The organism is Variovorax sp. FW301-JW7 (assembly GCF_058788795.1).
Window position 1 is genome coordinate 35,853 of record NZ_JBYTBC010000010.1, and the last position, 19,792, is coordinate 55,644.

General features: G+C 67.9%; 17 protein-coding genes and 1 riboswitch. Of the genes, 13 read left to right on the forward strand and 4 right to left on the reverse strand.

Annotation, left to right across the window (positions count from 1 at the left end; genetic code table 11):
- Positions 1–7: 7 nt before the first annotated feature.
- A complete protein-coding gene (locus tag AC3WQM_RS24440) occupies positions 8–1,063 on the reverse strand; it encodes an esterase/lipase family protein (RefSeq protein ID WP_235926910.1) in 1,056 nt (351 codons plus the stop codon).
- Between the two features lie 132 nt (positions 1,064–1,195).
- A riboswitch (S-adenosyl-L-homocysteine riboswitch) is annotated at positions 1,196–1,271 on the forward strand.
- A 22-nt stretch (positions 1,272–1,293) separates the two neighbouring features.
- Between AC3WQM_RS24440 and metH the strand changes: the two genes are divergently transcribed.
- The 4 genes from metH (at position 1,294) to AC3WQM_RS24460 (ending at position 7,294) form a co-directional block, all read left to right on the forward strand.
- Positions 1,294–4,056 carry a methionine synthase gene (gene metH / locus AC3WQM_RS24445; RefSeq protein ID WP_492682353.1) on the forward strand — a complete coding sequence of 921 codons (2,763 nt, stop codon included), beginning with the start codon at positions 1,294–1,296 and terminating at the stop codon, positions 4,054–4,056.
- 61 nt (positions 4,057–4,117) lie between these two features.
- On the forward strand, positions 4,118–5,911 hold the full coding sequence (locus tag AC3WQM_RS24450) for an ArnT family glycosyltransferase (protein WP_492682637.1): 1,794 nt from the start codon (positions 4,118–4,120) through the stop codon (positions 5,909–5,911).
- Between the two features lie 29 nt (positions 5,912–5,940).
- On the forward strand, positions 5,941–6,882 hold the full coding sequence (locus AC3WQM_RS24455; RefSeq protein ID WP_492682639.1) for a glycosyltransferase family 2 protein: 942 nt from the start codon (positions 5,941–5,943) through the stop codon (positions 6,880–6,882).
- A gap of 7 nt (positions 6,883–6,889) precedes the next feature.
- The gene (locus AC3WQM_RS24460; protein ID WP_492682355.1) at positions 6,890–7,294 is read left to right on the forward strand and encodes a GtrA family protein; all 405 of its coding nucleotides are present in this window, start codon (positions 6,890–6,892) and stop codon (positions 7,292–7,294) included.
- Between the two features lie 28 nt (positions 7,295–7,322).
- Here the strand turns inward: AC3WQM_RS24460 and AC3WQM_RS24465 are convergent, their stop codons facing one another.
- The 3 genes from AC3WQM_RS24465 to AC3WQM_RS24475 are packed head-to-tail and all read right to left on the reverse strand — an operon-like array spanning position 7,323 to position 10,046.
- Complete coding sequence (locus tag AC3WQM_RS24465) at positions 7,323–8,522, reverse strand: amidohydrolase family protein (protein WP_492682357.1); 1,200 nt, start codon at positions 8,520–8,522, stop codon at positions 7,323–7,325.
- Positions 8,468–9,244, reverse strand: a complete 777-nt coding sequence (locus AC3WQM_RS24470; protein WP_492682359.1) for a TetR/AcrR family transcriptional regulator — start codon at positions 9,242–9,244, stop codon at positions 8,468–8,470. The genes AC3WQM_RS24465 and AC3WQM_RS24470 overlap by 55 nt, the downstream gene beginning before the upstream one ends.
- Before the next feature lie 28 nt (positions 9,245–9,272).
- Complete coding sequence (locus AC3WQM_RS24475; protein ID WP_062473986.1) at positions 9,273–10,046, reverse strand: ferredoxin--NADP reductase; 774 nt, start codon at positions 10,044–10,046, stop codon at positions 9,273–9,275.
- A gap of 319 nt (positions 10,047–10,365) precedes the next feature.
- Between AC3WQM_RS24475 and AC3WQM_RS24480 the strand changes: the two genes are divergently transcribed.
- The 9 genes from AC3WQM_RS24480 (at position 10,366) to pncA (ending at position 19,732) form a co-directional block, all read left to right on the forward strand.
- Positions 10,366–11,985, forward strand: coding sequence for a 6-hydroxynicotinate reductase (locus AC3WQM_RS24480; RefSeq protein ID WP_492682361.1), 1,620 nt, complete (start codon positions 10,366–10,368; stop codon positions 11,983–11,985).
- A gap of 4 nt (positions 11,986–11,989) precedes the next feature.
- Positions 11,990–12,892, forward strand: a complete 903-nt coding sequence (locus tag AC3WQM_RS24485; protein WP_492682363.1) for a UPF0280 family protein — start codon at positions 11,990–11,992, stop codon at positions 12,890–12,892.
- Positions 12,893–12,913: 21 nt separating this feature from the next.
- Entirely contained in the window at positions 12,914–13,555 is a 642-nt protein-coding gene (locus tag AC3WQM_RS24490) for an amino acid synthesis family protein (RefSeq protein ID WP_492682365.1), read from the forward strand.
- Between the two features lie 41 nt (positions 13,556–13,596).
- Complete coding sequence (locus tag AC3WQM_RS24495; protein ID WP_130426486.1) at positions 13,597–14,181, forward strand: amino acid synthesis family protein; 585 nt, start codon at positions 13,597–13,599, stop codon at positions 14,179–14,181.
- A gap of 59 nt (positions 14,182–14,240) precedes the next feature.
- Positions 14,241–15,446: an ABC transporter substrate-binding protein gene (locus AC3WQM_RS24500; RefSeq protein WP_492682367.1), complete on the forward strand. Its 1,206-nt coding sequence runs from the start codon at positions 14,241–14,243 to the stop codon at positions 15,444–15,446.
- Positions 15,447–15,527: 81 nt separating this feature from the next.
- Positions 15,528–17,453 carry an ABC transporter permease gene (locus AC3WQM_RS24505; protein ID WP_307589730.1) on the forward strand — a complete coding sequence of 642 codons (1,926 nt, stop codon included), beginning with the start codon at positions 15,528–15,530 and terminating at the stop codon, positions 17,451–17,453.
- A complete protein-coding gene (locus AC3WQM_RS24510; protein ID WP_095949850.1) occupies positions 17,450–18,241 on the forward strand; it encodes an ABC transporter ATP-binding protein in 792 nt (263 codons plus the stop codon). The genes AC3WQM_RS24505 and AC3WQM_RS24510 overlap by 4 nt, the downstream gene beginning before the upstream one ends.
- Positions 18,238–18,972, forward strand: a complete 735-nt coding sequence (locus AC3WQM_RS24515; RefSeq protein ID WP_492682369.1) for an ABC transporter ATP-binding protein — start codon at positions 18,238–18,240, stop codon at positions 18,970–18,972. The genes AC3WQM_RS24510 and AC3WQM_RS24515 overlap by 4 nt, the downstream gene beginning before the upstream one ends.
- Before the next feature lie 34 nt (positions 18,973–19,006).
- The gene (gene pncA / locus AC3WQM_RS24520) at positions 19,007–19,732 is read left to right on the forward strand and encodes a bifunctional nicotinamidase/pyrazinamidase (protein ID WP_095949848.1); all 726 of its coding nucleotides are present in this window, start codon (positions 19,007–19,009) and stop codon (positions 19,730–19,732) included.
- Positions 19,733–19,792 lie beyond the last annotated feature (60 nt).

Sequence of the window (19,792 nt, forward strand, 5' to 3'; positions counted from 1 at the left end):
CGCGTCCTCAGAGCCCCGCGCTCTTGAGTCGCGCGGCCTGTTCCCTGAACAGCTCCGGCGGCTTCTTCTCGTAGTACGGGAACTGGCTGCCGTAGGTGTTGCCGAAGGCCTGGTTCACCTCGTCCAGGTGGTTCTGGCGGTAGTCGCCCAGGTGGGTGCCCAGGCGCGTGGTGCAGACCGCGAGCAGGCCGTCGTTGGCCTCACCGAAGAAGAACAGGCTGCCCAGGGTCGACAGCGCCGTGTCGCTCGGGTCGAACAGGTTGAAGCTGGTCGACACGCCCGACCACGAGTAGTAGCGCACGCCGTTGGCCACCGCCGCGCCGCTCTTCACGTCGCACGACGAGCCCGGCGCGGGGCGCCCCTGCGGGAACTTGGCGTCGAAGGCCGCGCCGCCCGCCGTGGTCAGCGAGGCCAGCGCGTTCAGCGGCACCTCGGGCAGCTGGCTCGGGTCCTTGCCCGAGAGGAACCCGATCAGCCCCGTCAGCAGGCCGACGGCCTTCACCACCAGGGTCTGGCCGATGCCGCCTTCGGGCAGCTTGGCCAGCAGATCGGCCACCTTCGAGCCGCCGTTGGCGCCGCCCACCGAGGTGACCGAGGCCACCATGTCGGGCGCCACCGCCGCCACGTAGCGCACCGTGGGCGAGCCCTGCGAATGGCCGATGAGGTTGAACTTGAGCGTGGGGTTCTGCTCCAGCGCGCGGATGGTCTTGAGCTCCTGCAGCAGCTGCTCGCCGCGGATCTCGGAGGTGTTGGTGCCCGACACCTGTGCCACGTACACCTTGGCGCCCGCCGCGGCCAGCCTGCCGGGGATGTCGTAGAAGTAGTCGACGCCCAGCAGGTTGTCGAAGCCCAGCAGGCCGTGGACCAGCACGATCGGGTACTTCGTCTTCGCCGTGTCGGAGGTGACGCGGGCCTCGACGCGCGTGGCGCTGTCGCCGGCGGCGGCACGCGCCGGTGGCGCATGAACCGCGAGGGCCGCAGCGGCCAGGAGGCCGCAGCTCAAGGCCACGGCGCGCATCGGGGTGGCTGCATGCTGCAACCGGACATTCCACTTCCTGGCCATCGGCGAACTCCCTTACGTTTGGTTAAAAACACGAACGTTCGTTCAGAAACGGTGGGCGCATTCTGTTGACCCGTGCAGGAATGAAAACTGGGGTTTTCCCAGGGCGCAATCGAATCGACCTAAAATGCGCGACTTCCCAAGGAGCGTTGCAGCGGTTCGCCACAGAGGCGAATCGTCAGGCTTGGGGCGACAACGACGCTCGCCTGTTCGACTCTTCCGCAGGTGAGGCCATGTCCCAGATTCCCGCATCCGTTTCCGCTCCCGTTGCTCCCCCTCCCATGAAGCTGTCCGGCCTCGAACCGGTCGCCATCGGCGAGGGCACGCTGTTCGTCAACATCGGCGAGCGCACCAACGTCACCGGCTCCAAGGCCTTCGCGCGCATGATCCTCAACGGCCAGTTCGAGGACGCCCTGGCCGTCGCGCGCCAGCAGGTCGAGAACGGCGCGCAGGTGATCGACATCAACATGGACGAGGCCATGCTCGACAGCAAGGTCGCCATGGTCCGCTTCCTGAACCTCATTGCCAGCGAGCCCGACATCGCACGCGTGCCGGTGATGGTCGACAGCTCGAAGTGGGACGTCATCGAGGCCGGCCTGCGCTGCATCCAGGGCAAGGGCATCGTCAACTCGATCTCCATGAAGGAGGGCGTCGACAAATTCAAGCACGAGGCCAAGCTGGTCAAGCGCTACGGCGCCGCCGCCGTGGTCATGGCCTTCGACGAGAAGGGCCAGGCCGACACCTACGCACGCAAGATCGAGATCTGCGAGCGCGCCTACCGCGTGCTGGTCGACGAGGTGGGCTTTCCGCCCGAGGACATCATCTTCGACCCGAACATCTTCGCGATCGCCACCGGCATCGAGGAGCACGACAACTACGCGGTCGACTTCATCGAAGCCGTGCGCTGGATCAAGCAGAACCTGCCGGGCGCCAAGGTGTCGGGCGGCGTGAGCAACGTGAGCTTCAGCTTCCGCGGCAACGACCCGATGCGCGAAGCCATCCACACCGTGTTCCTGTACCACGCCATCCAGGCGGGCATGGACATGGGCATCGTCAACGCCGGCATGGTCGGCGTGTACGACGACCTGGAGCCCACGCTGCGTGAGCGCGTCGAAGACGTGGTGCTCAACCGCCGTCCCGACGCCGGCGAGCGCCTGGTCGAAGTGGCCGAGACCGCCAAGAGCGGTGCCAAGGACGAAAGCAAGCGCCTCGAGTGGCGCGGCACGCCGGAGCAGCCGGTGCACGTCAACCAGCGCCTGTCGCACGCCATGGTGCACGGCATCACCGACTTCATCGTCGAAGACACCGAAGAGGCCTACCAGCAGATCCTGGCCAAGGGCGGCCGCCCGCTGCACGTGATCGAAGGCCCGCTCATGGACGGCATGAACATCGTGGGCGACCTGTTCGGCGCCGGCAAGATGTTCCTGCCGCAGGTGGTCAAGTCGGCACGCGTCATGAAGTCGGCCGTGGCCCACCTGCTGCCCTACATCGAAGCCGAAAAGCTGCGCGACGAGGCCGCCGGCCGCGACGTGCGCACCAAGGGCAAGATCATCATCGCCACGGTGAAGGGCGACGTGCACGACATCGGCAAGAACATCGTCACCGTCGTGCTCCAGTGCAACAACTTCGAAGTGGTGAACATGGGCGTGATGGTCCCGTGCCACGAAATCCTGGCCAAGGCCAAGGTCGAGGGCGCAGACATCGTGGGCCTGTCGGGCCTGATCACGCCCAGCCTGGAAGAAATGCAGTACGTGGCCGGCGAAATGCAGCGCGACGACCACTTCCGCATCAAGAAGATCCCGCTGCTCATCGGCGGCGCCACCACCAGCCGCGTGCACACGGCCGTGAAGATCGCGCCGCACTACGAAGGCCCCGTGGTCTACGTGCCCGATGCCTCGCGCAGCGTGAGCGTGGCGCAGAGCCTGCTCTCGGACCAGGCCACCGCGTACATCGACGAGATCAACGCCGACTACGAGAAGGTGCGCACGCAGCACGCCAACAAGAAGCAGGTGCCGATGTGGCCGCTGGCCAAGGCGCGCGCCAACAAGACGCCCGTCGACTTCGCGAACTTCGTGCCCACCGTGCCCAAGTTCATCGGCCGGCGCGTGTTCAAGAACTTCGACCTCACCGAGCTGGCCAAGTACATCGACTGGGGCCCGTTCTTCCAGACCTGGGACCTGGCCGGCCCGTTCCCCGCCATCCTGAAGGACGAGATCGTCGGCACCGAGGCCGTGCGCGTGTACGCCGACGGCCAGCGCATGCTCAAGCGCCTCATCGAAGGGCGCTGGCTCAGCGCCAGCGGCGTGGTCGGCTTCTGGCCCGCCAACACCGTGAACGACGACGACATCGAGCTCTATACCGACGAGACGCGCAGCGAAGTCGCGCTCACCTGGTACGGCATGCGCCAGCAGACCGAGAAGCAGATGATCGACGGCGTGATGCGCCCCAGCCGCTGCCTGGCCGACTTCGTCGCCCCCAAGGACAGCGGTGTGAAGGACTACGTCGGCGTGTTCGCCGTCACCGCTGGCCTGGGCGTCGAGAAGAAAGAGAAGTTCTTCATCGACGACCTCGACGACTACTCGGCCATCATGCTCAAGGCCCTGGCCGACCGGCTGGCCGAGGCTTTTGCCGAGGCCATGCACCACCGCGTGCGCACCGACCTGTGGGGCTACGCACCCCACGAGGGCCTGAGCAACGACGACATGATTGCCGAGAAGTACCGCGGCATCCGCCCCGCGCCCGGCTACCCGGCCTGCCCCGACCACAGCGTGAAGGGCCCGATGTTCGACCTTCTGAACTGCGCGGACATTGGCATGACCCTGACGGAGAGCCTCGCTATGATGCCCGCCGCCAGCGTGAGCGGCTTCTACCTCGGGCACCCCGATGCGACGTACTTCAACGTCGGCAAGATCGGGCACGACCAGTTGCAGGACCAGGCCGCGCGGCGCCGCACGAGCGAAGCGGAGCTCGAGCGCCTGCTGGCGCCGAACCTTTGAACCTGCCGGCCGGTCGGCGCGACCGGAGTGACCGGCCACGGGAGTTGATATTCAGAAGCTGATCTTTGCCGCCGCGCACTACGCCCAGTTCGCGATCTTCGTGATTGCCTGCTGGGGTGCCGGCCGCGCGGTGCTCGCGCGCCTGCGCCCACCGTCGCGCCGCGACGCCTGGCTCGAGGCGGCCATGTCGGCCGCGCTCGGTGTCGGCCTTTACATCTGTGCCTTCCAGGCGCTGGCCATCTTCGGGCTCTTCCGCCGCGAGGCCACGCTCGGGCTGATCGGCGCGGGCGTCGTGGCCGCCGCGTGGCAGTGGCGCGGCTGGCGCGCCGAGGTGCGCGGGCTGCGCGCCGCCGCGCCGGCCACACCGCCGTGGACCCGCTTCGAACGCATCGCCGCCATCGCGCTGGCGCTGGTCGCGCTGCCCGCGCTGGTGGCGCCGCTCGCGCCGCCGGCCGCCTTCGACGAGCTGATGTACCACCTGCCCTACGCACGCCTCGTGGCGCAGCAGGGCACGCTGGGCATCCACGACTGGCTGCGCTACCCCTGGTTCCCGTACAACTACAACCTGCTGTACGCCGCCGCGCTGCAGGTGGGCGACGACGTGCTGCCGCACTTTCTCAACGCGCTGGCGGGCGCGCTGTCGGTGCTGATGATCTTCCGCCTGGGCATCCTGCACGCCAACCGGCTCACCGCCTGCATCGGTGCGGCCATCTGGCTGGGCATGGGCGACTACGCCAACGCGCTGATCGACATGGGCGTCGCGCTGTTCGTGCTGTCGGCCTGCGTGGCGCTGTGGTGGTGGCGCGAATCCGAACCGCTGCGCGACGGCTCGCGCTGGCTCTGCCTGGCGGCGTTCTGCCTCGGCGTGGCGGCGGGCTCCAAGTACCAGGCGCTGATCTTCCTGCCGCTGGTGGCGCTGTTCGTGGTGCGCCACGAGCGCCGCGTGTGGCGGGCCTGGGCGCCCGCGCTGCTGTGCTTCCTGATTCCGTGCATCTACTGGTACGCGCGCAACGCGATCATGACGGGCGACCCCTTCAACCCGATCGGCGCGCGCGTGTTCGGCTTCACCGAATGGGTGCCGGCCGACTATGTGCAGCAGGTGGCCGACGTGCGCGACCACGCCGAGATGCCCAACGCGCTGATCTGGTCGGTGTTCCTCGCGCCCTTCAGCGTGTGGTGGAAGCGCTCCGCCGCCGTGCGCGCGGCGGGCTGGTTCTGCCTGTACTCGGTGGCCGTGTGGGTCGTGACCTCGCGCTACCCGCGCTACCTCATGGCCTCGTTCCCGCTGCTCGCGATGACGGCGGCCGTGGGCTGGCAGGTGCTGTTCGGCTGGATCGCGGCCGGCGTGCACCGCCTGCGCGGAACCCAGGCTGAAACATCCACCGGCCCGCGCAGCGGCGCCGGTGTCGGCGACTGGATCGTGGTGCTGCTGCTGGCCGTGCTGGCCGCCGTGTCGGTGGGCCAGACGGCCACCAAGGTGTCGATGATCTCGCTCACGCCCGAGGCGCGCGAGGCCTTCCTGCGCAAGCACGTGCCGGGCTACGGCGTGATGGACTATGTGCGCCGCAATGTGACGGGGCGCGTCTACCAGATCGCGCTGAACGAGGCGATCTACTACGGCCCCAATCCGATCTGGGGCGACACGCTCGGGCGCTGGCGCTACCGCGACTACCTGCTGATGTCGGCCGGCGACACGGCGCGCAAGCTGGCCGCCGAGGGCTTCACCACCGTCGTCATGTCGCCCGAGATGGTGAAAGTGCTCAGCGTGCGGCCCGACTTCGACACGTACTATGGCCTGCTGCACGAACAAGACGGCAGCCGGGCCTACCGACTCCTTCCGACGACCGCTCCATGACCGACCACCGACCTGCTCCCGTGTCCGCCATGCCACGCATTGCCGCCGTCATTCCCTGCTTCAACGAGGCCCTGGCCATCACGCAGGTGATCGAAGGCTTCCGCGCGGCACTGCCGGGCGCCGAGATCCACGTCTTCGACAACAACTCCACCGACGACACCGCCGCCGTGGCCCGTGCGGCCGGCGCGATCGTCACGCACGTGGCCGCGCGCGGCAAGGGCAACGTGGTGCGGCGCATGTTCGCCGACGTCGAGGCCGATATCTACGTGATGGTCGACGGCGACGCCACCTACGACACCACCGCCGCGCCGCGCCTTATCGCGCGGCTGGTCGAGGGCAACCTCGACATGGTGGTCGGCAGCCGCGTGGACGACGGCCAGGACGCGCTCACCTACCGCGCCGGCCACCGCTTCGGCAACTGGCTGCTCACGGGCACCGTGGCGCAGCTCTTCGGCGGCGGCCTCACCGACATGCTCTCGGGCTACCGCGTGTTCTCGCGTCGCTATGCCAAGTCGTTCCCGGCCCTGTCGCAGGGCTTCGAGATCGAGACCGAGCTGACCGTGCACGCACTCGAGCTGCGCATGCCCTACGCCGAGGAAGCCACCGCCTACAGCACGCGCCCCGAAGGCTCGCACAGCAAGCTCTCGACCTACCGCGACGGCTGGCGCATCCTGAAGACCATCGGCAAGCTGTTCGTCAGCGAGCGGCCGCTGCAGTTCTTCTCGATCGTCGCGGCCGTGCTCGCGATCGGCTCGCTGGCGCTGGCCGTGCCGCTGTTCATGACCTACGCCCACACCGGCCTGGTGCCGCGGCTGCCCACGGCCGTGCTCGCCACCGGCGCGATGCTGGCGGCGCTGCTGTCCTTCGTCTGCGGCGTGGTGATGCACACCGTCACGCTCGGCCGGCAGGAGGCCAAGCGGCTGCGCTACCTGGCGCAGCCCTGCGTGCGCGAGAGCCTGCGCGCACGCTGATGCCGTCATGAAGATCGGGCGCGAGTTCCTCTCGTTCGCCGTGGCCGGCGTGATCGGACTCGCGGTGGACGTGACGGTGCTCTACCTGCTGGCACCGCTCCTGGGGTGGTACGGCGCACGCGTCGTGTCGTTCCTGGCCGCCGCCACCACCACCTGGCTCTACAACCGCCGCTACACCTTCGCGGCGAGCGCGGCCACGGGGCGTTCGGTCTGGCGCGAATACCTGGGCTACCTCACGACCATGCTGGCCGGCGCCGTGCTGAACTACGGCACCTACGTGCTCACGCTGCACTGGGTGGAAGGCCGCTGGGCCGCCGCGCTCGGCGTGGCGCTGGGCAGCCTCGCGGGCATGGGCGCCAACTTTCTCTCGGCGCGCTACCTGGTCTTCCGCTCGCACCGCAGCGGCGGCTGAGGCCGCCGCGGGGCGCGTTCAAGCGCGCTCAGTGCCCGCCCGACACCACCACCGGGATCTCGGTGGCCGGCGGCGTGTTGCGGCTGCGGCCGCAGCGCACGATGCCGTCGATCATCACCATGCCCACGCCCGGGATGTCGCCCAGCTGCACGCTTTCGAGCAGGCCCGGCGCGGGCGAATGCTGGGCGCGGTCCATGAACACGAAGTCGGCGTCGCGGCCCACCTCGATCAGCCCGCAGTTGAGCTTGCGGATCTTCGCGGTGTTGCCGGTCGCGAAGCAGAACACCAGCTCGGCCGGGATGTTCGCGATGGACGACAGCATCGCCACCATGCGCAGGATGCCCAGCGGCTGCACGCCCGAGCCCGCGGGCCCGTCGGTGCCGAGGATCACGCGGTGCGGGCACTTCAGTTCGAGGGCGGCCTTGGCCGCCGCGATGGCGACCTTCTCGTTGCCGTTGTGCACGATCTCGATGGCGCGCGAGCTTTTCTCGCACAGCTCGCACACATGCGCCTCGGGCAGCGAGGTGTGGCCGCCGTTGATGTGGCCGATGATGTCGGCGTCGGCTTCGAGCACCACGTCCTTGTCGATCAGGCCCGAGCCGGGGATCGACGGGCCGCCCGTGTGGATCGTGCTCTGGATGCCGTACTTGCGCGCCCAGGCCACCATTTCCTTGGCCTCGTAGCCGGCCTTCACCGAGCCCAGGCCCACTTCGCCCAGCAGGCCCACGCCGGCTTCGGCGAGTTCCTTGAAGTCGCTCTCGACCATGCCCTTTTCGATCACCGGCGCGCCGGCCAGCACCTTCACGCCGCCGGGGCGGAAATTGTCGAAGGCGCGCTGCGCGGTGATGGCCAGCGCCTTCAGGCCGACGATGTCCTTCGGGCGGCCGGGCAGGTGCACCTCGCCGGCCGAGATCATGGTGGTCACGCCGCCGTGCATGGTGGAGTCGATCCAGCCGATCTGGCCCTGGCGCGGCGTCCAGTCGCCGAACACCGGGTGCACATGGCTGTCGATGAGGCCGGGTGCGACGCAGGTCTTCTTCGCGTCGATGACGGTGACGGCGCCTTCGAGGTCGCAGTCTTTCTCCTTGCCGACCGCCACGATCAGGCCGTCGTTCACCACCAGGGTGTCGGCGTCGAGGATGGGCTTGTCGATGTCGCCCGAGAGCAGCAGCCCTATGTTCTTGATGACGACCTTGCCCGACTTTGCGCCGGCTGCGATTTCTGCCATTTCGTTGTGTCCTCGTCGTGGGGTGGGGAAGGGGTTCTGTTGTCCGATGCCTCGTCCGCGCGCACGGTGCGCAGCAGGGTCTCGATGACGAAATCTTCCCAGTGCGCGACGGCTTCCGGCGACTCCATCGGCTCGCCGAGGAAGGCCGTGAGCGTGTGCCGGTTCGAGGTGTAGAAATAGCCGGTGGACGCGATCAGCAGGTAGATGTCGCGCGCCACGAGGTCGGTGCGGAACAGGCCCTGGGCCGCGCCGCTGGCAAGGATTTCCGAAATGATGGCCACCGCCCGCGACGAGTACTCGCGCGCCCGCAGCGACTTCGAGATGTGCCGGCCCTTGTGCAGGTTCTCGGTGTTCAGCAGCGTGACGAACTCGGGGTTCTTGCGGTAGTAACCGAGCACGAAGCGGATGACTTCGGTGAGCGCTTCCACGGGCCGCGAGGCATCGAGCGCAATGGCGGCCTCGGCATCGTCCATGCGCTGGTAGATGCCTTCGAGCACCGCGATGAACAGGCCCTCTTTGCTGCCGAAGTAGTAGTAGATCATCCGGTCGTACGACTTGGCGGCCTTGGAGATCTTCTCCACGCTGCCGCCGTCGTAGCCGTACTTGGCGAACACCTTGGTCGCCGCCTTGAGGATGCTGTCGCGCGTGGCCTGGGCCGCGGCCTCGCGCACGCCGGTGCGGCGCTGGGGCTTGGGCTTGCTGACGGAGCGGGAGTCGGCCATCGTGCGCGCAGCGCCTGTGTGTCGGGTCTTACTTCTCGGCGAAGGCGCGTTCGACCACGAAGTCGCCTGGCGTGCTCGTGTTGCCTTCCTTGAAGCCGCGCTTTTCCAGGATGTGCTTCAGGTCGACCAGCAGGCCGGGGCTGCCGCACAGCATCACGCGGTCTTCCTCGACGTTGAGCGGGGGCAGGCCCAGGTCGTCGGTGAGCTTGTTGCTCTCGATCAGGTCGGTGACGCGGCCCTGGTTGCGGAACTCCTCGCGCGTGACCGTGGGGTAGTACAGCAGCTGCTTGGCGATCATCTCGCCCAGGATCTCGTGCTTGGGCAGGTGATCGGTCACGAGGTCGTGGTAGGCCAGCTCGTCGACCTGGCGCACGCCGTGCACCAGGATGACCTGCTCGAACTTCTCGTAGGTGTCGGGGTCGCGGATGATGCTCATGAACGGCGCCAGGCCGGTGCCCGTGCCGAACAGGTACAGGCGCTTGGCCGGCAGCGTGTAGTCGATGAGCAGCGTGCCGGTGGGCTTGCGGCCCACGATCACGGTGTCGCCCACCTGGATGTGCTGCAGCTTCGAGGTGAGCGGGCCGTCTTCCACCTTGATGCTCAGGAACTCGAGGTGCTCCTCGTAGTTCGGGCTCACGATGCTGTAGGCGCGCAGCAGGGGCTTGTTGTTGACCTTCAGGCCGATCATCGTGAAATGACCGTTCGAGAAGCGCAGCGCCGGGTCGCGCGTGGTGGTGAAGGTGAACAGGCGGTCGGTCCAGTGGTGGACGCTCAGGACGCGTTCTTCGCTGAATGCACTCATACGGAACTCAAGTGTTGGTTGAAGACAGAAAAGGGTGGCTGAGCCGAAATGCACGCCTTTGGGGCGTCCGCCATCGGCCGGCTAGCAACCCTGCATTGTCGTTGGTCGGAAAAACCCCGATGAACACCGCGAGAAAACACCATTGCAAGCATCGGGCCTGTTTGCTACATTGACCTTTGATGTAGTGAACGCAACATGAAAGTGTAGGGGATGCTACACAAACGAAAGCCGCCGCACAAGCACCTGCACGGCACGTTTGTTGCAAACCTCCGGGGCCTGAAGACCCGCTCCGACAGCACCACACCACGAGATCGCCCCGATGACTGAACACACCAAGACAGACGGACTGCCCGGCATCGACATGCCCCTGGTCGCGCAGGCCGGCGGCGCCGCCTTCGGCAAGGCGCCGCCGCGCAACGAGAAGATGAGCACCGCCAAGGTCGAGTGCAACGCCTGCCCGGTGCTGTGCCAGATCTCCGACGGCCGCACCGGCGCCTGCGACCGTTACGCCAACCGCCAGGGCGTGCTGGTGCGCGTCGACCCGGTGGTGCTGCTGCGCCGCACGCTCGCCAGCGAGCAGCCGGCGCTCGTGCCCTTCGACCGGCCCGGCGCCGACGCGGCCGAAGCGGACGCGACGCCCGACTGGAACGGCGACCTGCTGCACGCCGACGAGGTCTTCGTCACCGGCGTGGGCTCGTCCACCACGTATCCCGACTACAAACCCGCACCCTTCATCGTGGCTTCCAAAGCCCAGGGCGTCGACATGGTCACCGTCGTCACCGAAGGCATCTTCAGCTACTGCAGCTTCAAGGTGAAGATCGACACCGACCGCTTCCTGGGCGCCGAGCAGGCCAACGTGCGTTACAAGGGCGAGGTCGTGGGCCATGTCACCACGGCCGAGTACGGCTCGCAGATGCTGTCGCTGGGCGGCGTGCACCACCTCACGGGCGGCAGCAAGAAAGAGGGCCGCATGACGGCCGAGCTCATGCAGCTGCTGGGCAACAAGCAGGCGGTCGAATGCACCATCGACGGCGGCGCCAGCCTCGTCATCCAGGCCGGCAAGGCGCCCATCGTCAACGGCGTGGAAGAGCAGCGCATGCGCGTGGGCTGCGGCTCGGCGGCCGTGGGCATCTTCGCGCGCCAGTTCGCCGGCGTGGCCGACGAGGTGGTGGTGGTCGACGACCACATCACCGGCGTGCTCACCGAACACCAGGCCGGCCGCTGCCTCGACATGACGCCCTCGGGCATCCAGATGCTGGGGCGCAAGTCCACGCCGGGGCGCTACTTCCAGGTCGCGAATCCCGGCAACGGCTGGGGCGGCACCGACATCGCCGACCCGCTCGCGATCATCGAAGGCTGGGAAGAGGGCGTGGCCCGCCCCGGCCTGCGCCTGCTCATGACCTCCACCACCGGCGAGCACGCGCAGTGGTACGTGCTCGACGACGCACTGAAGCCCATCGAGCAGCCCATGCCGCCCGAGGTGCGCCGCATCGTCGATCGCATCGGCGAGAACTGCGAGCCTTCGCTGTGCACCGTGCTGTTCCTCGGCGGCGCCGGCGGCAGCCTGCGCGCGGGCGTCACCGAGAACCCGGTGCTGCTCACGCGCGCCATCAAGCGCGCGCTGGTCAATGTCACCTGCGGCGGCGCGCCGGCCTATGTGTGGCCCGGCGGCGGCATCACCGTGATGGTCGACGTCATGCGCATGCCCGACAACAGCTTCGGCACCGTGCCCACGCCGGCCATCGTCGCGCCCATCGAGTTCAGCATGCGGCGCGACGACTACGAGGCGCTCGGCGGGCACGTCGAACACATCTTCCCGCTCGAGCAGGCGCTTGCGCGCGGTGCGTGGCAGGAAGACGGCGCACCGCTGGCGCGCCAATGGCTCGTCATCGACGATGCCAACCCGTGGCCGCTCGGCCATGCCCCCATGCTGGGCTGACACCATGTCCGCCCAACGCACGGCGCTCGACGCGGGCCGCTGGCATTTCAACCACGGCCCGATCGACATCGTGGCCGAAGCGCACGGCGACCCCTACGCCGTCGCCGCCGCGCACGACGCGGCCTGGGCGCGCTTCGGCCATGTGCTCGACGAACTCGTGCGCGAGCTGCCGCAGCTGCGCCTGCCCGTGGCCGCACGGCAGCGCCCGCGCGGCGTGGTGGCGCGGCGCATGTGGGACGCCTGCGATGCGTTCTCGCCGCTGTTCCTCACGCCGATGGCGGCCGTGGCCGGCAGCGTGGCGCAGGAACTCATCGCCTTCTACGACCGGCCCGGCATCGAGCGGGCCTGGATCAACAACGGCGGCGACATCGCACTGCACCTCGCGCCCGGCCACACGGCGCGCGTGGGCCTGTTCGCCGACCTCGCGCGCTTCGACTGGCGCGACAGCGGCATGCTGACCACCGACGGCCAGTTCGAACTGCACGCCGACCAGCCCGTGCGCGGTGTCGCCACCAGCGGCTGGCGCGGGCGCAGTTTCTCGCTGGGCATCGCCGACAGCGTGACGGTGTTGGCCGCCACCGCGGCGCAGGCCGACGCCGCCGCCACCGTGATTGCCAACGCCGTCGACGTGGCCGACGCCGCCATCCAGCGCCTGCCCGCCAGCGCCTGCAAGGACGACAGCGACCTCGGCGACACCCTCGTCACCGTCGACGTGCCGCCGCTGGCGCCCGCGCAGGTGCACCATGCACTCGATGCGGGCGCGGCGTGCGCCCGCGCGTTGCAGAAAAGGGGGCTCGTGTGGGCCGTTCTGCTCGTTTGCCAGGGGCAGTGGCGGCGGGTGGAACCCTTATGCTCGAAGTCGCTGGACATCGCGCTGCCCGAAGCAGTTGGTTCAGTATTTGCTTAACGAAAAGCAAGGTTCTTTTTCATGATCGAAATCCGTCGCGTCTTCACCCATGTCGAGCACATCCACCACGAGTTCGGACCGCGTGCCGAAACCCCGCTGGTGCGCGGTGCCATCGGCGCGGTGCTGGCCAATCCTTTCGCGGGCCGCTACGAGCCCGACATCCTGCCGATGATGGCGCTGCTCGACCCCGTGGGCGTCGACATGGCGCACCAGCTGCACGCCGCCATGGACGTGCCGCTCGAGCAGATCGCCACCTACGGCAAGGGCGCCATCGTCGGCGCCGCCGGCGAGCTGGAGCACGGCGCGCTGTGGCACGTGCCCGGCGGCTACGCGATGCGCGAGCTGCTCGGCTGGAAGGGCAGCCGCGCCGCCTACACCGCGGGCAAGGCCGAAGAGAAAACCGGCCAGCCCGGCAACGCGCTGTCGATCGTGCCCTCGACCAAGAAGGTCGGCCCGCCCGGCGCCGCGCTCGACGTGCCGCTCACCAACATCAACGCCAGCTACGTGCGCGGCCAGTTCGACGCCATCGAGGTGCGCGTGCCCGGCGCGCCGATGGCCGACGAGATCGTCTTCATCCTCGCGATGAGCACCGGCTACCGCGTGCATGCGCGCGTCGGCGGCCTGCTCGCCAAGGACATCAGCAAGTGGGACGGCCTGCGCTGACCGCACAAGACAAGAGACAAGACAACAAGGAACACACAGACATGACCGCCAACATCCGCAAGCTCGTCATTCAAGTGGACGAAACCCGCAAGGAAATGGGGCAGGACGTGACGCCGCCCACGCGCCGCGCCGTCGCCATCGCCGTCATCGAGAACCCCTACGCCGGCCGCTACAGCGAGAACCTCGACGAACTCATCGCCATCGGCGAAGAGCTCGGCGCGCTGCTGGGCCAGAAGGCCGTGAAGGCGCTGGGCATCGAACCCGGCCAGGCGCAGAGCTACGGCAAGGCCGCCATCGTCGGCGAGCGCGGCGAGCTGGAGCATGCCGCCGCCATCCTGCATCCCAAGCTGGGCGCGCCGCTGCGCGTGGCGGTGGAGAAGGGCGCGGCGCTCGTGCCTTCGGCCAAGAAGCAGGGCACGCTGGGCACCGCCATCGACGTGCCGCTGGGCCATAAAGACGCCGCCTTCGTGCGCAGCCACTTCGACGCCGTCGAGGCCCGCGTGAGCGACGCGCCGCGCGCCAACGAGATCGTCGTGGCCGTGGCCGTCACCGACAGCGGCCGCCCGCTGCCGCGCATCGGCGGCCTGCAGGTCAGTGAAATCAAGGGCGAAGACGGTCTTCGCTGACCTGTCATTGCATCGTCACCCGCATCGTGTTTTCTGTTCGAACTTCTAGGAGCTTCCCGATGAATCCATTGCGCCTTGCCTTCTGCGCCGCTTCCGTCGTCACGCTGGCCACCGCCCTCGTCCCCGCGCATGCGCAGGGCGTGATCAAGATCGGCGAAATCAACAGCTACAAGGCGCAGCCCGCCTTTCTCGAGCCCTACAAGAAGGGCATGGAACTGGCGGTCGACGAGATCAACGCCAAGGGCGGCGTCAACGGCAAGAAGCTGGAGCTCATCAGCCGCGACGACAACGCCAACCCCGGCGACGCCGTGCGCGTGGCCGAGGAACTCATCTCGCGCGAGAAGGTCGACGTGCTGGCCGGGGCCTTCCTGTCGAACACCGGCCTGGCGCTGACCGACTTCGCCAAGCAGAAGAAGTTCTTCTATCTGGCCGCCGAGCCGCTCACCGACAAGATCGTCTGGAGCAACGGCAACAAGTACACCTACCGCCTGCGCCCCTCGACCTACATGCAGGTCGCGATGCTGGTGCCCGAGGCCGCCAAGCTCAAGAAGAAGCGCTGGGCCATCGTGTACCCCAACTACGAGTACGGCCAGTCGTCGGTCGCCACCTTCAAGACGCTGCTCAAGGCGATCCAGCCCGACGTCGAGTTCGTCGCCGAGCAGGCACCGCCGCTGGGCAAGGTCGATGCGGGCAGCGTGGTGCAGGCCCTGGCCGATGCCAAGCCCGAGGCCATCTTCAACGTGCTGTTCGGCGCCGACCTGTCCAAGTTCGTGCGCGAAGGCAACACGCGCGGCCTGTTCAAGGACCGTGAAGTGGTGAGCGTGCTGACCGGCGAGCCCGAGTACCTCGACCCGCTGAAGGACGAGGCGCCCAACGGCTGGGTCGTCACCGGTTATCCCTGGTACGGCGTGAAGACCGCTGAGCACAAGGCCTTCAACGACGCCTACCAGGCCAAGTTCAAGGACTACCCGCGCCTGGGTTCGGTGGTGGGCTACAGCGCCATCTACTCGATCGCGGCCGGCGTGAAGAAGGCCGGTAGCACCGACACCGAGAAGCTCGTGGCCGCCTTCAAGGGCCTGCAGGTCGACACGCCCTTCGGCAAGATCAGCTACCGCGCCCAGGACAACCAGTCCACCATGGGCGCGTACGTCGGCAAGACCAAGAACGACGGCGGCAAGGGCGTGATGGTCGACTACGTGTACCTCGACGGTGCCAAGTTCCAGCCGACGGACGACGAAGTGAAGAAGATGCGCCCCGCGGACTGACCACGCGCGGCTCCTGCAACGCGCCTGCCGTCGGTCGATGACGACGGGGGCGCGGTGTCTCCAGTTTCCTCAGGGTCTTTCATGAGCTTTTCAGGCTTCGTTGTTCAGTTGCTCAACGGGTTGGCCGGCGCGTCTTCGCTGTTTCTGGTGGCGGCCGGCCTCTCGTTGATCTTCGGCGTGACGCGCATCGTCAACTTCGCCCATGGATCTTTTTTCATGGTGGGCATCTACACCGCGTACACGCTGGTCGAGAAGCTCGGCCCGAGCGTGGGCTTCTGGCCTGCGCTGTTGATCGCCGCGCTCGCGGTGGGCGTGCTGGGCGCGCTCATCGAGGTGCTGCTGCTGCGCCGCATCTACAAGGCGCCCGAGCTGTTCCAGCTCTTGGCCACCTTCGCGCTGGTGCTGGTCATCAAGGACGCGGTGCTGTGGCTCTGGGGTCCTGACGAACTGCTCGGCCCGCGTGCGCCGGGCCTGAAGGGCTCGGTCGAAATCCTCGGGCGCCAGTTTCCTTCCTACGACCTCTTCCTGATCGTCGTCGGCCCGCTGGTGCTCGGCCTCGTGTGGCTGCTGCTCACGCGCACGCGCTTCGGCACGCTGGTGCGCGCCGCCACGCAAGACCGCGAGATGGTCAGCGCGCTGGGCGTCAACCAGGCCTGGCTCTTCACCGCCGTGTTCGCGCTCGGCGCGCTGCTCGCGGGCCTGGGCGGCGCACTGCAATTGCCACGCGAACCCGCCACGCTCGAGATGGACCTGAACACCATCGGCGCCGCCTTCGTCGTGGTCGTGGTCGGCGGCATGGGCTCGCTGCCCGGCGCCTACGTGGCCGCGCTGCTCATCGCCGAGATCAAGGCCGTGTGCATCTGGCTGGGCGTGGTGCAGATCTTCGGCATCGACGTGTCGTTCTCCAAGCTCACGCTGATGGTCGACTTCCTCGTGATGGCCATCGTGCTGGTGTGGCGACCCTGGGGCCTGTTCGGCCGGCCGCAGGCGCCGAGCCGCTACGTCGGCATGCAGGAAGAACCGCTGCGCCGCCCCAGCACCGCCTACATCGTGGCCGCCGCCGGGCTCGCGCTGGTGCTGGCCGCGCTGCCGCTGCTGACGGCCGGCTCGCCCTACACCACGGTGCTGATGATCGACCTGCTGATCGCCGCGCTGTTCGCCACCAGCCTGCACTTCATCATGGGCCCGGCCGGCATGCATTCCTTCGGCCACGCCGCCTACTTCGGCCTCGGGGCCTACGGCGCGGCGCTGCTGGTGCGCGCGCTGCACCTGCCGATGGAGCTGGCCCTCGTGGTCGCGCCGCTGGTGGCCGCGCTCGGCGCCTTCGTCTACGGCTGGTTCGCCGTGCGGCTGTCGGGCGTGTACCTGGCGATGCTCACGCTGGCCTTCGCGCAGATCACCTGGGCCGTCACCTACCAGTGGGACAGCTTCACGGGCGGCAGCAACGGCCTGACCGGCGTGTGGCCCTCGGAGTGGCTGTCGAACAAGCAGGTGTACTACTGGCTCACGCTGGTGCTCGTGGGCGCGGGCGTGTGGTGGCTGCGCCGCGTGCTGTTCTCGCCCTTCGGCTATGCGCTGCGCGCGGGCCGCGACTCGGTCTTGCGCGCCGACGCCATCGGCATCGACGTCAAGCGCATGCAGTGGGCGGCCTTCGTCATCGCCGGCACCGTGGCGGGCCTGGCCGGCGCGCTCTACGCGTTCTCCAAGGGCAGCATCTCGCCCGAGAGCCTGTCGGTCGGCAAGTCGGTCGACGGCCTCGTGATGGTGCTGCTGGGCGGCATCCAGACGCTCGCGGGCCCCGTGGTCGGCGCCGTCACCTTCACCTGGCTGCACGACACCGTGGCACGCAACACCGACTACTGGCGCGCGATGCTCGGCGCCATCATCCTGATCCTGGTGCTCTTGTTCCCGCAGGGCATTGCAGGCTCGATCAAACAGCTCGTCGATCGCTGGCGCGCACCGAAGCATGATGAAGCAGACGCCAAGCTCAAGGAGGTGAAGGCATGAGCCTCCTCAAAGTCACCAACCTCGGCAAATCCTTCGGCGGCGTGAAGGCCGTGGACGGCATCAGCTTCGAGCTGCCGCCCGGCGAACTGCTCGCGCTCATCGGCCCCAACGGCGCCGGCAAGTCGACCACCTTCAACATGGTCAACGGCCAGCTCAAGGCCGACCAGGGCTCGATCACGCTCGACGGCCACGAACTGGTGGGCCGCAAGCCGCGCGAGATCTGGCGCAAGGGCGTGGGCCGCACCTTCCAGATCGCCGAAACCTTTGCCTCGCTCACCGTGGTCGAGAACGTGCAGATGGCCTTGCTCTCGCACGACCACAAGCTGTTCTCGATGTGGCGCCGCGCAGCCGACCACAAGCGCGACGAAGCGCTGGCGCTGCTCGACCAGGTCGGCATGAAGGCGCAGGCCGACCGGCCCTGCAGCGTGCTGGCTTACGGCGACGTGAAGCGCGTCGAACTCGCCATTGCCATGGCCAACTCGCCCAAGCTGCTGCTCATGGACGAGCCCACCGCCGGCATGGCGCCCCAGGAGCGCAACTCGCTCATGGCGCTCACCAAGGACCTCGTCATCCAGCGCGGCATGGCCGTGCTCTTCACCGAGCACAGCATGGACGTGGTGTTCGCGTACGCCGATCGCATGATCGTGCTGGCGCGCGGGCGCCTCATCGCGCAGGGCAAGCCGCTCGAAATTCGCGACCACCCGAAGGTGCAGGAGGTGTACTTCGGCAGCGGCAAGACCTTCGAGAAGATCGCAGAGAAAGCCGCAGCGCTGGGAGTTACCGCATGAGCACGCACGAACCGCTTCTGCAAGCCAAGTCGCTGTGCGCCTGGTACGGCGCCGCGCAGATTCTTTACGACGTCGACCTCGAAGTGCGGCGCGGCGAAGTCGTCGCGCTCATGGGCCGCAACGGCGCGGGCAAGTCGACCACGCTCAAGACGCTGATCGGCATGCTCACCAAGCGCCGCGGCGCCGTGCGCTTCCTGGGCCACGACATTTCGAAAAGCGAGCCGCACCACGCGGCGCGCCTGGGCCTGGGCTTCGTGCCCGAAGACCGGCGCGTGTTCACCGACCTCACGGTGATGGAAAACCTCGAGGTCGGCAAGCAGCCCGCGCGCCAGTGGGCCGACGGCACGGCCGCGCCGCTGTGGACGCCCGAGCGCCTGTTCCAGCTGTTCCCCAACCTTGGCGAGATGCCGAACCGCCCCGGTGGCCGCATGAGCGGCGGCGAGCAGCAGATGCTCACCGTGGCGCGCACGCTGATGGGCAACCCGTATCTCGTGCTGCTCGACGAACCCTCCGAGGGCGTGGCCCCGGTCATCGTCGAGCAGATGGCCAACATGATCCTCGAGCTCAAGGCGCAGGGCGTGAGCATCCTGCTGTCGGAGCAGAACATGCACTTCGCCGAGCTGGTCTCCGACCGCGCCTACGTGCTCGAGAAGGGGCAGATCCGCTATCACGCGACGATGGCCGAACTGGCCGCGAACGAAGAAGTGCGCAGGGCCTACCTCAGCGTCTGACCGTTTCCTTTCCTCAACCACCGGAGTCCACACCATGCATCGCAGAACCGTCTTGAAGTCCGCCGCTGCCCTGGGGCTCGTCGGCAGCCTCGGCAGTTTCGGCCTCTCCGCTTTCGCGGCCGGCAAGATCAAGCCCGGTGGCAAGGCCGCGCTGATCGTGGTCGACGTGCAGAACTGTTTTCTGGACGGCGGCACGCTCGCGGTGAAGGGTGGCAACGAGGTGATTCCGGTCATCAACGCGCTGGCGCCCGCGTTCCAGAACATCGTCGTCACGCAGGACTGGCACACGGCGGGCCACGCCTCGTTCGCCAGCACCTACAGCGGCAAGAAGCCCTTCGAGACCACCAAGCTCAACTACGGCACGCAGGTGCTGTGGCCCGACCACTGCGTGCAGGGCACCGACGACGCGGCGCTCGGCAAGGAGCTGAAGGTGCCGACCGCGCAGCTCATCATCCGCAAGGGCTTCCACAAGGACATGGACAGCTACTCCGCCTTCGAGGAGGCCGACCACAAGACGGCCACCGGCCTGGCCGGCTACCTCAAGGCGCGCGGGATCAAGACCGTGTTCGTCACCGGCCTGGCCACCGACTTCTGCGTGGCCTGGACCGCGATGGACGCGCGCAAGGCCGGCTTCGAGGCCTACGTGATCGAAGACGCCACGCGCGGCATCGACCTCAACGGCTCGCTGGCCGCCGCCTGGAAGCAGATGACGGCCAAGGGCGTCAAGCGCATCCAGTCCGGCGACATCCAGGCCGGCTGACGACCCCGAAGTCCGCGGCGCCGCCGCGGCAACACCCTTCCGACGACAACAACACAGAGA